Here is an 11,854-nt window from a genome sequence, read left to right on the forward strand (position 1 = left end):
CTCGGGCGGTCAGCGGGAGACGCTGGTGGCGCTGCGGCGCGGCCCGGCGTAGCGCCAGAAGAAGTTGAGCAGCACGCTGGCCCGGTTGCGCCCGCCCAGCAGGTAGGACACGTGGATGAAGATCCACACCAGCCAGGCCGGGAACCCGCGCACGGTCAGCCCGTTGGGCAGTTGCAGCACCGCTTCCCCCTTGCCCACGGTGGCCATGATGCCCGGGTCCCGGTACGAGAACCGCTGTGGCGGCCGGCCCTGGATGGCCGCGGCGATCTGCCGGCCCGCGTGGTCGCCCATCTGGATCGCCGGCTGGGCGAGCTGCGGCTGCGGCTCGGGCTGCCCCGACAGGTCGCCCGCCACGAAGATCTCCGGGTGGCCGGGCACGTTCAGCGCGTCGGTGAGCGTGATCCGGCCGCCCTTGCCCTGCTCCAGGCCCCAGCTCCCGACCTGCTCGGGGGCCGTCACGCCGAGCGCCCACACGGTCAGGTCGCTCGGCAGCCGCGTGCCGTCGCTCAGCAGCACGGCGTCCTCCTCGACCGCAGCGACCGTGGAGCCCAGACGCAGCTTGACGCCCCGCCTGCGCAGCGCCGCCGCCGTCGCGTCCCGCAGCCTCGGCTTGTACGGGGCCAGCACGTACTCGAAGCGCTCCACCAGCGTCACGCTCGTCCGGTCGGGGCCGATCTCCGGGTGCGTGAGCGGCAGCGTGCGCCGGCGCAGCTCGGCCAGCGTGCCCGCCATCTCCACCCCGGTCGCGCCCGCGCCCACCACCACGACGTGCGTGCTCTTGCGGCGGCCGAGCGCCGTGTCCTCCAGGTACTGTCCCAGCCGGTCGCGCAGCGCCGCCGCGTCGTGCAGCGAGTAGATCGGCAGCGCGTTGGCCTCGGCGCCCTCGATGCCGAGCCAGTTGGTGGTCACGCCGGTGGCCAGCACGAGATAGTCGTAGTCCAGCCCCGTCCCGTCCTCGAACTCCACCCGCCGCTCGTCCGCCAGCACCCTGGTGAGCGTCGCCCGGCGGGTGCGCACGTTCGGCCACTTGGCGGCGAACGTGCGGATCGGGTACGACACGTCCGACAGGCCCATCCCGGCGGTGGCGACCTGGTAGAGCAGGGGCTGGAAGGTCGAGTACGGGTTGCGGTCGACCAGCGTCACCAGGGCCCCGGCGCGGGCCAGCCTCTTCGTGGCCGCGAGCCCCGCGAACCCCGCACCCACGACCACGACCCGCGCTCTCTTCACCATGATCCGGTCCTTCCCTGAAACGCCGATCCGGAAAATCGTCCAATACCCTTTGTTTCCCGGTATGTGCGTCTTTTGGCGGACCAAGGTCGGCAACCGCGCGGGTCACGTACCTCCCAGACTCCACGCGTACAGGACCCCGCCCGCCGCGCCCGCGACCTTCGGCGCGATCGCCCACGGAGCTTCCGTGGTCATGCCGCCCGACTCTTCGGGCTTGAGTCCTGAGGCCAAATCCTTTGCCTGCAGCTTCTGGGGGTGCGGTCTCGCGCGTCTTCAGTGCCCTCGGTTCGTGAACCTCCAGCCAGAGGCCAGCGATCGTCCTGTGGGTCAGAATCGGAAATATTGTGGTCCGAAGCGCTGGTTTCTGGCGCTGTACTCCATTTTCGGAGCTGGGTCCGCCATATTCGGATGCGCCATCTGATTCCGTCTACTCCACTGGACGCATGAGAGGTGGCTGATGCCATGCTGAAATAGTCTCAGGCCGTCTAATTGCGAGATGGGGCTGGACACGAAAGCTGTCCTTCGAGTGTGCCTCGATTTCAGACCTCTATGGCTAATGGAGTAATTGGGAACCGTCATTGCCCTGTAGGGGGAAGCCTCTCGAAGTGTCACTAAAAAGGCTGCATCTATTCGTTTGCTCGGTCGCGAGAGGAAGCGGGCCGTTAGGCGTTCCGGCTACGCAGAATGCGACCCTCGTTGTAGAGGTAGTGTGCCAGCCGTGGAGTGAGACACATGTGGTCGAGCACTTTATTTTCGTCAGCATGTTTCATGCTCGTAAGCACGGACAACTAGACGGTAGAGCGCTCTCGGAGATCGATAAGCTCGAAGAGAATAGGGGCAAGGTGCAGATTATAGATCATCTAAGTGTGTGTCAGAACTGCCCTGAACGCGTCCGGCGCTGAGGCTCGACAAGGTGCGTTCGCCTCAGAAGTCAGGGTTTGCGTTTCTCAGCAAATTTGCAGCACATCTCCGGGGTAAACCTTATAGTTGACGGCTCGCAGCCATGGGTTCCAGCTGACGATCTGATTCACGGTTACACCGAAGCGGTTCGCGATTGTAGTCAGCGAGTCTCCGGTCCGCACGGTATAAGAGGAGCAGGCGAGGGCTGTAGTTGCGCTGGCGGGAGCGCTTACTGTCATAGTCGTCGCCACTGCACTGAAAGTGACCACCGCTGTGATGAGTATGCTACTAAGACGGTTTGCCCGCACGTGGCTGCCTCCGTTGCGTGAGCTCGGATATGATCACGCGTGACACTAATGATGTCTTCCAAGCCCGTCAATACCCCTCTGGTATCTGCCATAGAGATGGAACTGTGAAACGGGTGCCCTGTACGCTTCTGCTGGCATGCCGAGTCGGACTTTCTCCCGCACACGATGCTCTAAGAACTCATCGGGCTGATGCTGCAGATCACAAGTCTGCAGCCGCAGGGTCCTTGGCGATGCCGAAGTCGATGACAGTCGGCCCCTCCGGCCCCATCAGCACGTTGCCCGGCTTGAAGTCGCGGTGCACGATCCCGGCCCGGTGGATGGCGGCCAGCGCGGTGAGCGTGGCGATGGCGAGCCGGTCCAGCCCGCCGCCGGTGCGCGGCCCGGAGGAGCGCACGAGCGCCTGAAGGGTGTCTCCCGCGACGTACTCGCTGACGATGTAGGGCCGTTCGTCCAGCGTGCCGACGTCCAGCACGGCCGCCGTGCAGAACGCGGCCACGCGGCGCGCCGCCTCGACCTCGCGCAGGAAGCCCCGGGTGACGTCGTCGTCGTGGCCCAGGTGGCTGTGCAGCAGCTTGATCGCGACCGGGCGGCCGTCGTCGGCGGTGCCGTGGTAGACGACGCCCTGGCCGCCGGAGCCGAGCACCCCGGTGAGGCGGTAGCCGCCGATCCGCTCGGGGTCGCCCGGGCGGAGCGGCCGGATGTCCGGCATCCCACTCCTTTCCGGACCTTTCATGAACGACCACACGATAGGCCCGGCCGTACCCGGGGCGGAAGGCGGCAGCCCGCGATCAGGCGAGCGTCCAGGCGGCGGCCTGCTCGCGCTGCCGCCAGTAGGCGGCGAAACGCCCGCCCCGGGCCAGCAGCTCGGCCGGGGCGCCGGCCTCGGCCACCCGCCCGTCCTCCAGGAAGACCACCTGGTCGGCGCGGGCGATCGTGCTGAGCCGGTGGGCGACGACGACGGTGGCCCGCCGTCCCGCCGTCGGCTCCAGCGCGGCGACGACGGCCCGCTCGTTGGCGGCGTCCAGGGCGGCCGTGGCCTCGTCGAGCAGGAGCAGCGGCGCGTCCTTGAGCAGGGCGCGGGCGATGCTCACGCGCTGGCGCTCGCCGCCGGACAGCGCCGCGCCGCGTTCGCCCACGCGGGTGTCCCCGCCGTCGGGGTTTCCTCGCCGGGGGTGTGGTCGCGGCCGGTGCCCATGGCCTGGCCGCGGATCCAGTACGCGCGGGCCTTGACGTCGCCCCGGGGGAAGCCGAGGTCCTTGAGCCGGGCGCGGACGTGCTTGGTGGCGGCCGATTCGGCGGTGACCCAGGCGTACCAGTTGGACCAGTCGCGCTCCTCGATGGCGTCGGCGAGCGCGGCGGGGTCGCCGGTGGCGGGCAGCCAGGTGACCGTGGCGCGGGGGTGCGGCGTGACGGGGATGAGCGTGTCGTGCTCGTGGTGGCGTTCGAGGTGGACGCGTACCTCGGTGCTGTCGGGCAGGGCGGCCAGGATGGCGTTGATGCCGGGCAGCGCGGCGGCGTCGCCGACGAGCAGGTAGCCGTCGGGCGCGGGGTCGGGTGGGGCGAAGTGCCCGGAGGCCCAGCGGGTGACCTGGACGGTGTCGCCGGTCCCGGCCTGGGCGGCCCAGGCGCTGGCGGGCCCGGCGGGCTCGTGGATGAGGAACTCGATGCTGACCCGCCGCGTCCCCGGGTCGGGGTCGAGCAGCGTGTAGCCGCGCTGGTGCTCGCGCCCGGGCCGGCGGGGGTCGGGCGCCCAGAGCCGTACCCAGCTCGCGGGCTCGATCGGCTGCCCGTCGAACAGCGTCGGCGCGTCGAAGGTGATGCGACGGAAGTGCGGGGTGACGTCGTCGACGGCGGCGACGGTGAGCGTGTGCTCCACGGCGCCGAAGGTCTTCATCATGGCCCCGGCGTAACCCCTGCTCGCCACTCGCTCTCCCAGGTAAGGCTTACCTTAGTTATGGGGCATAACATAGAAGAGCGAGCGGCACGGGCGCAACCGGCGTTCAGCGCAGCAGGTCCAGCGCCTTGGCCAGGCCCGGGTCGCGCCCGGTGGCCAGCGCGAGGGCGGTCATCGGGGCGTGGTGGTCGGCCGGCGTGCCGATCGTGTCGATCGTGTCCCGGTTCGGACCGAGGTGCCGGACCTTCGGAAGCCCCAGCACGGTGCCGTCGTCCAGCAGGTAGCCGGTGGCGGGCCCGGAGACGGCGCCCGCGGTGCGGGTTCCCACGATCGTCCCCAGCCGCAGCCCCTTCACCGCGGCGCTGAAGTCGTCGCAGGCCGACGCGCACCCCCGGTCGGCCAGCACGACCAGGCGGGCGCCGAGCAGCGGGACGCTGTCGTCGGTGCGGTTGGCCGCGCACTCGCCCTTCAGCGGGCAGAAATAGCTGGTGACCTTGCCGTGCGCGAACGCGCCGAGCAGCCGCGTCACCTCCCGGGGCGATCCGCCGCCGTTGCCGCGCAGGTCGAGCACGACCGCTTCCGGCTTGTCCCGCAGCTCGGCCAGCACCTGGTCCGCGGCGCCGGGGAAGAACCCGGGCAGCTTCACGTACACGGCGCCGCCCGGCAGCTTCCTCGACGTGACCTCGTCGCGCGGCGGGGTGAGGGGCCCTTCGACGAGCCGTACGGTGCGGACCTGCCCGGACGTGGGCCGTTTGAGCGTCAGCCGGACGGACGGGCCCGGCAGGACGTCGAAGACGGTCGTGTTGGGCCGGTCGCCGACGAACACCGGGATGCCGTTGACCTTGAGCACGATGTCGCCCGGCCGGATGCCGGCCCGGTCGGCGGGGCTGCCGTCCAGGACGCGGGTGATGAACAGCGGCGGCCGGGCCGCGGGGTCGAACCTCGGCCCCTGCGCCGCCGACAGGCCCGCGATGCCGGTGCCGACCGGCCCGTCCCCCGGCCCGCCGTCCGGCGGCGGCGACGGGCGGGCCGTGCGGGCGTGGTTGTCCTGCAGAGAGTCCACCATGCCGGTGATCGCGGTCCGCAGCGCGGCGGGGTCGCCGTCGCCGAGGACCTTCGCGAACGCCGCCCAGTCGCCGTCGCGGTCGCCGGTCAGCGCGGGCAGGTGCAGCCCCGGCCGGTCGGCGCCGCGCCGCATCAGGTCCTGCGTGTAGGCGGAGAACGCGCTCTTCAGCAGCTCGCGCGGGTCCATCGCGGGGCCGCTGTAGTAGTGGTCGAGCACGCAGTGGTACGCCATCCGCAGGGTGTTCACGGTGGTGGGAGGCGGCGGCTGCGGCGGCGGCGCGGTCGCGGGGGCGCACCGGCCGCCGGGCTCGGAGGGACTGGACGGGCTGGGGACGGGTGCCGGGGACAGGGCGCAGGCCGCGGCGAGGGCGGCGGCGCAGAGCGTTCTGATCATGGCCGCCAGCGTGGCGGCCGCCCCGTTGCGCGGCTGTGAACGCGATCGTTAACGCCGCTGTTACGCCCGCCGCGATACGAACGGCGGCATGCGGGTTCTGGTGGCCGAGGACGAGCGGGATCTGGCCGATCTGGTGGCGGTGGGGCTGCGCCGCCACGCGATGGCCGTGGACGTGGTGTACGACGGCATGGCCGCCTCGCAGCGGCTGGCGGTCAGCGACTACGACGTGCTCGTGCTCGACCGGGACCTGCCGGGGACGCACGGCGACCTGGTCTGCCGTGAGCTGGTGGCGCGCGGCTGCCGGACCCGGATCCTCATGATGACGGCGGCCGGGTCGGTGCCGGACCGGATCGAGGGACTGGGCATGGGCGCCGACGACTACCTGCCCAAGCCGTTCGACTTCGCCGAGCTGGTGGCGCGGGTGCGGGCGCTCGGCCGGCGCAGCGTCCCCGGGGTGCCGCCGGTGCTGACCAGGCACGGCATCGTGGTCGACACGCACCGCCTCCAGGCCGCCCGCGACGGCCGCCACCTGCACCTGTCGCTCAAGGAGTTCGCCGTCCTGGAGACGCTGATGCGGGCCGACGGCGCCGTGGTGAGCGCCGAGCGGCTGCTGGAGGAGGCGTGGGACGAGAACGTCGACCCGTTCACCACCGTGGTCCGGGTCGTGGTCAGCCGGCTGCGGGCCAAGCTCGGCGACCCGCCGTGCATCCAGACGGTGCCCGGCGCGGGCTACCTGCTGTGACGACGATCCGGGTCCGGCTGACGCTCGTCTACTCGGGGCTGTTCCTGCTGACGTCGGTGGTGCTGCTCGTCACCGTCAACCTGCTGCTGAGCCACGCGCTGTCCACCCGGGTCGGGCGGCTGCCCGTCCCGCCACCCGCCGCCCAGGTCCCGCCCGGCGGCAGAGGCGGCGACGGGGTACGGCCGCCGCTGCCCGAGCTGGTGGACGACGTGGTCGGCTACCAGTGGGAGGTGACGTGGCTGGCGGTCGGCATCCTGACGCTGGTGTCGCTGCTCGCGGGCTGGCTGGTGGCCGGCCGGCTGCTGCGGCCCCTGCACCGGATCACCGCCACCGCCCGGCGGCTGTCGCTGTCGACGCTGCACGAGCGGATCGCGCTGACCGGGCCGCAGGACGAGCTCAAGGAGCTCGCCGACACCTTCGACGCCATGCTCGACCGGCTCGAACGCTCGGTGGACGCGCAGCGGCGCTTCATCGCCAACGCCTCGCACGAGCTGCGCACCCCGCTGGCCGTGCAGCGGGCCGCCATCGAGATCGGGCTGCCCCCGGACCTGGGGGAGATCCGCGACAAGCTGCTGACGCACAACCGCCGCAGCGAACGGCTCATCGACGCCCTGCTGCTGCTCGCCCAGGCCGAGCACGGCCTGCGCGAACGCGCCCCCGTCGCCCTGGACGAGGTGACCCGGCTGGTGCTGGCCGAGCAGGCGGGCGGCCGGGTGAGCGTCACGGCGCGGATCGAGCCGTGCGTCGTGGACGGTGACGCCGTCCTGCTCAACCGGCTCGTCACCAACCTCGTCGACAACGCCGTCCGCTACAACCGGCCCGGCGGGGCCGTCGAGGTGACGCTCGCCGGCCGCCGCCTGACCGTCGGCAACACCGGCCCCGAGGTGCCGGCCGACCGGCTCGGCGACCTCTTCCTGCCGTTCCGCCGCCTGGACACGACCCGCGAGCAGGGCGCCGGGCTCGGCCTGTCGATCGTCGCCTCGATCGCCGCCGCCCACGGCGGCGACGTCCGCGCCCGCCCCAACCCGGGCGGCGGCCTGACGGTGACCGTCACCTTCCCACCCACCTGACCCGGTGTGCCTGCCCCCGGCCCGCCTCACCCCCGCTCACCTGACCCGGCCCGCCTGACCCGGCCCGCCTGACCCCCCGCCCGCCTGACCCGGCATGGCGCGGCACGGTATACAGGGCGGATGACGTTCGGGGTGCGCCAGTTCGAGCTGGCCCTGATGCACCGCATGCGCGACCTCAACCCGGCGCGGGTGGAGGAGGCGCTGGCCGCGATGGGCGCGACCCGGGCCGAGCTGCGCGACGCGCACGCCCGCTGGACCCGGATGGCGTACGCGCCCGGGGCGCCGAAGGGCGTCGCCGCGCTGCGCCGCACCCTCGGCCCGCCGGCGCACCGGGGCGTCCGGCAGGCGGGCAGCCTGACGTGCGAGGTGTTCCGGTGGGCGCTGCCGTCGTGGCCGGGCCTGGAGTTCGAGGCGCTGGCGGGCCCCGGCGGCGAGGTGTGGAACCAGTGGTTCGTCCGGCCGAGCCCCCGCGCCGCGCCCGCCTTCGGCGAGCTCGTCCCGTGGGCGTGCGTCGTGGCGGACCTCGCCGCCTTCCCCGGCGCGACGCAGGGCGAGGGCGGGGCGCCGCACCACTGGACCGTCGGCCTCACCCACGAGGGCACGGGCTACCGGGCGCTGTTCGTGTACGGGCTGCTCCAGCGGCTCGACCGCGCCTGATCGGCAAAAATCGGCATGTGTACGCTTGTACGTATGATGCCCGATGCGGATGGCCGGACGATGCGCGAGCGGATGCTGGCCGGTGACCTGTACATCGCCGACGACCCCGAGCTGGGCGAGCACCTGATGCGCGCCGCGGAGCTGACGGAGGCGTTCAACGCCACGCCCGCCCGGGACTCCGGTGAGCGGCGCCGCCTGCTCACCGAGCTGCTCGGCGCGGTCGGCGAGGGCACGGAGATCCGGCCGCCGCTGCACGTCGACTACGGCGGCCACATCAGCATCGGCGCCCGCTGCTTCGCCAACTTCGGCCTCGTCGCCCTGGACGTGGCGCCGATCACCATCGGCGACGACGTCCAGATCGGGTCGTACGTCCAGCTCCTGACCCCCACCCACCCGGTCGACCCGGAGCTGCGCCGCGCCAAGTGGGAGGCCGCCGCGCCCATCACCATCGGCGACAACGTGTGGCTGGGCAGCGGCGCGATCGTCCTGGCCGGGGTCACGATCGGCAACGACACCGTCGTCGGCGCCGGGGCGGTGGTCACCCGCGACCTGCCCGCCAACGTCGTCGCCGTCGGCAACCCCGCCCGCGTGATCCGCACCGCCGGTCCTGCCGCCGGCTCCGATCCCGCCGCCGGTCCCGGTCCCGCCGCCGCTCCCGGTCCCGGCGCCGGATGACCGGCGCCACGCCGTCGCCCGGCCGGCGGCGTCCGCGCCGGCACGATCCCGGGCGGCGCGACCGGCTGATCGACGCCGCGCTCGCCGTCATCGCCGAACGCGGCGTCGCCCGCACCACCCACCGCGAGATCGCCCGCGCCGCCGACGTGCCGCTCGGCTCGATGACCTACCACTTCGCCTCCCTGGAGGAGGTCCTGGCCGAGGCGTTCACCCGGCACGCCGACGCGGTCGCCCGCGTCTTCGACGAACGCCTGGCGGCCGCCGCCGACCGCGACGCCGCCGCCGAGGCCGTCATGGCCCTGGTGTCGGACGACCTGCTCGGCTCCCGGCGGGACTTCGTCCTGAGCGTCGAGCTGTACGTGGCCGCCGCCCGCGACCCCGCCCTGCGCGCCGTCACCCAGGCGTGGATGGCACGCAGCCGCCGCGCGCTGGAACGCCACTTCGACCCCGCCACCGCGCGGGAGCTCGACGCGCTCATCGAGGGCCTGGTGCTGCACAGCGCCCTGTCGACCGACCCGATGACGCCGGAGCAGATCCGGCACGCCGTCCACCGCTTCCTGCGCTGACCGCGCCTCCCGCCCGTGCCACCTGATCGGAATCTGCATGCCCGCCGCGCCCCCCACCGTCCAGGCCCGCCGCGCCCGCGCCGCCGTCGCGGCCCTGTTCCTCACCAACGGCGCCGTCTTCTTCAACCTCGTCCCCCGCTACCCGGAGCTCAAGGCCGACCTCGGCGTGAGCAACGCCGTCTTCGGCAGCGCCGTGGCCGGGGCCCCGCTGGGCGCGCTCGTGGCCGGGCTGCTCGCCGGGGCGGCCATCCGCCGTCTCGGCTCGGCGCGGGTGGCGGCCTCGGGGATCGCCCTGACCGCCCTCGTGACGCTGCTGGTCTGCTTCGCGCCGAACTGGGTGGCCTTCGCCGGCGTGCTGTTCGCCGTCGGCGCCCTGGACGCCGTCGTGGACGTCGCGCAGAACGCCCACGGCCTGCGCGTCCAGCGGCTCTACGGGCGTTCCATCGTCAACTCGCTGCACGGACTGTGGAGCGTCGGCGCGGTGCTGGGCGGCCTGATGGGCGCGGCCGCCGCCGGGCTGCGCCTGCCCCTGCCGGTCCATCTGACGATCTCGGCGGTGCTGTTCAGCGTCGTCGCGCTCGTCGCGTACCGGTTCCTGCTGCCCGGCGCGGAGGACGCCGAGCGGCCCGCCGGAAGGCGAAACCCCGGCGGGCGCGGGTGGCGGGGGGCGTTCCCCGGGGCGGCCGTGCGGATGCTGGCCGTGCTCGGCCTGCTGGCCGCCTGCGGCGCGCTCGCCGAGGACGCCGGCGCCTCCTGGGGCGCCCTCTTCCTCAGCGGCGACCTGGGCGCCGACGCCGCCACCGCCGGGCTGGCCGTCGTCGCCCTCCAGACGGCCATGACCGCCGGCCGCCTGACCGGCGACCGCGTCGTGGACCGGTTCGGCCGCCGCGCCGTCGTCCGCGCCGGGGCGGTCCTGGCCGCCGCCGGGATGGGGGCCGCGCTCGCCGTGCCGTCGGTCCCGGCGGCGCTGGCCGGGTTCGCGCTGGCCGGGCTCGGCTTCGCCACCGTCGTCCCGGCCGCCATGCAGGCCGCGGACGAGCTGCCGGGACTGCCCGCCGGCACCGGGCTCACCGTCGTGAGCTGGCTGCTGCGCGGCGGGTTCCTGCTGTCGCCGCCCCTCGTCGGGGTGGTCGCCGACCTCGTCAGCCTGCGCGCCGGGCTGCTCACCGTCGTCGCGGCCGGCGCGCTCACCGCCGTCCTCGCCCGCGCCCTGCCGCGCCGCGAACCTCCGGGGTGAGCGGGATCACCGGGAGCGGCCGTCACACCCTGGACCGCCCGCCCGTCCGGACCATGAACGACTCGACGACAGAGACCGAGGATGACATGGTCCGCCCTGACGACACACCCCCGACCCGGGCCCGGCGGCCTCGACGCAGGCGCCGCTGGCCGCGCGTGCTGGCGGCGGCGCTCGCGCTGCTGGTGGCCGTGACGCTGTTCGGCGCGTACGGCTGGCAGCCGGCCGAGGACGGCCGCGCCTTCCGCTCGCCCTTCCTGGCCCAGGCCGGGTCCCGCTACGCCGACACCCCGATCGCCGCCTTCCACTACGTGAAGGCCGGGTCGGGCAGCCCGGTGATCCTGCTGTCGCCCGGCGGCACCTCGGTCATCGGCTGGAAGGACCAGCTGCCGGCGCTGGCCCGCGACCACACCGTGTACGTGGTCGACCTGCCCGGCCAGGGCTACACCCGGCTCAAGGACCCCGGCTTCGCCTATGACCTGGACGCGATGACCGCCGCCGTCGGGTCGTTCATGGACGCCGTCGGCGTGCGGCAGGCCGCCCTGGCGGGCAACTCCTGGAGCGGCGGCTGGGCCCTGGCCTTCGCCCAGCGCCACCCCGCCCGCGTCAGCAGGCTCGCCCTGCTCGACGCCACCGGACTGGACCTGCCCGGCACCTGGATGTGGGAGTCGCTGAAGCTCCCCGTCGTGGGCGAGGTGGCCGTCAAGCTGTCCTCCGGCCGGTCAGCGGTGGAGAGCCTGGCCGAGGGCATGATGGTCAACAAGGAGCGCGTCACCGCACGGCTGGTCGACGAGTGGTGGGCGCCGATGACCTTCCACGAGAACATCCGCGCCACGTACCTGCTGGAACGCCGCCTCGACTGGGGGCCGACCGAGCGCGCCCTGCCCGCCACCAGGACGCCGGTCCTGGTGCTGTGGGGCGAGCAGGACACCGTGCAGCCGGTCGAGCGGGCCCGCCGCTTCGCCGAGCTGCTGCCCGACGCGCGGCTGGAGATCCTCAAGGGGTGCGGTCACGCGCCGCAGCTCGACTGCCCGGAGCCGGTCAACCGGCACCTGCGCGCCTTCTTCGCCGCCTCCGGGTGACGAGGGCGGCCGGTCGGTCGATGACCCGGTTCGCCTGCTC

Annotated in this window: 12 protein-coding genes; 7 read left to right on the forward strand and 5 right to left on the reverse strand. The window is 73.2% G+C overall.

The window, feature by feature from the left end:
- Window positions 1–9 precede the first annotated feature (9 nt).
- The 5 genes from ACWDXC_RS14320 to ACWDXC_RS14340 all read right to left on the reverse strand — a co-directional run bounded on the left by ACWDXC_RS14320 (window position 10) and on the right by ACWDXC_RS14340 (window position 5,788).
- Window positions 10–1,230 carry an NAD(P)/FAD-dependent oxidoreductase gene (locus tag ACWDXC_RS14320; RefSeq protein ID WP_219508456.1) on the reverse strand — a complete coding sequence of 407 codons (1,221 nt, stop codon included), beginning with the start codon at window positions 1,228–1,230 and terminating at the stop codon, window positions 10–12.
- A 1,404-nt stretch (window positions 1,231–2,634) separates the two neighbouring features.
- The gene (locus ACWDXC_RS14325; RefSeq protein ID WP_449981542.1) at window positions 2,635–3,144 is read right to left on the reverse strand and encodes a protein kinase domain-containing protein; all 510 of its coding nucleotides are present in this window, start codon (window positions 3,142–3,144) and stop codon (window positions 2,635–2,637) included.
- A gap of 79 nt (window positions 3,145–3,223) precedes the next feature.
- Complete coding sequence (locus ACWDXC_RS14330) at window positions 3,224–3,571, reverse strand: ATP-binding cassette domain-containing protein (protein ID WP_449981544.1); 348 nt, start codon at window positions 3,569–3,571, stop codon at window positions 3,224–3,226.
- Window positions 3,523–4,359: a siderophore-interacting protein gene (locus tag ACWDXC_RS14335; protein WP_449981546.1), complete on the reverse strand. Its 837-nt coding sequence runs from the start codon at window positions 4,357–4,359 to the stop codon at window positions 3,523–3,525. Before ACWDXC_RS14335 ends, ACWDXC_RS14330 begins: the two co-directional genes overlap by 49 nt.
- Before the next feature lie 76 nt (window positions 4,360–4,435).
- Entirely contained in the window at window positions 4,436–5,788 is a 1,353-nt protein-coding gene (locus tag ACWDXC_RS14340; protein ID WP_449981548.1) for a S41 family peptidase, read from the reverse strand.
- An 88-nt stretch (window positions 5,789–5,876) separates the two neighbouring features.
- Here ACWDXC_RS14340 and ACWDXC_RS14345 point away from each other — a divergent pair, with 88 nt between their 5' ends.
- The 7 genes from ACWDXC_RS14345 (at window position 5,877) to ACWDXC_RS14375 (ending at window position 11,814) form a co-directional block, all read left to right on the forward strand.
- Window positions 5,877–6,530: a response regulator transcription factor gene (locus ACWDXC_RS14345; RefSeq protein WP_449981550.1), complete on the forward strand. Its 654-nt coding sequence runs from the start codon at window positions 5,877–5,879 to the stop codon at window positions 6,528–6,530.
- Window positions 6,527–7,600: a sensor histidine kinase gene (locus ACWDXC_RS14350; RefSeq protein ID WP_449981552.1), complete on the forward strand. Its 1,074-nt coding sequence runs from the start codon at window positions 6,527–6,529 to the stop codon at window positions 7,598–7,600. Before ACWDXC_RS14345 ends, ACWDXC_RS14350 begins: the two co-directional genes overlap by 4 nt.
- A 120-nt stretch (window positions 7,601–7,720) precedes the next feature.
- On the forward strand, window positions 7,721–8,257 hold the full coding sequence (locus tag ACWDXC_RS14355) for a hypothetical protein (protein WP_449981554.1): 537 nt from the start codon (window positions 7,721–7,723) through the stop codon (window positions 8,255–8,257).
- 33 nt (window positions 8,258–8,290) lie between these two features.
- Window positions 8,291–8,932: a sugar O-acetyltransferase gene (locus ACWDXC_RS14360; RefSeq protein ID WP_449981556.1), complete on the forward strand. Its 642-nt coding sequence runs from the start codon at window positions 8,291–8,293 to the stop codon at window positions 8,930–8,932.
- Window positions 8,929–9,498: a TetR/AcrR family transcriptional regulator gene (locus ACWDXC_RS14365; RefSeq protein WP_449981558.1), complete on the forward strand. Its 570-nt coding sequence runs from the start codon at window positions 8,929–8,931 to the stop codon at window positions 9,496–9,498. The genes ACWDXC_RS14360 and ACWDXC_RS14365 overlap by 4 nt, the downstream gene beginning before the upstream one ends.
- 37 nt (window positions 9,499–9,535) lie before the next feature.
- Entirely contained in the window at window positions 9,536–10,735 is a 1,200-nt protein-coding gene (locus tag ACWDXC_RS14370) for an MFS transporter (protein WP_449981560.1), read from the forward strand.
- Window positions 10,736–10,821: 86 nt separating this feature from the next.
- Entirely contained in the window at window positions 10,822–11,814 is a 993-nt protein-coding gene (locus ACWDXC_RS14375) for an alpha/beta fold hydrolase (protein WP_449981562.1), read from the forward strand.
- Window positions 11,815–11,854 lie beyond the last annotated feature (40 nt).

The sequence above is a fragment of the Nonomuraea sp. NPDC003214 genome, assembly GCF_053590035.1.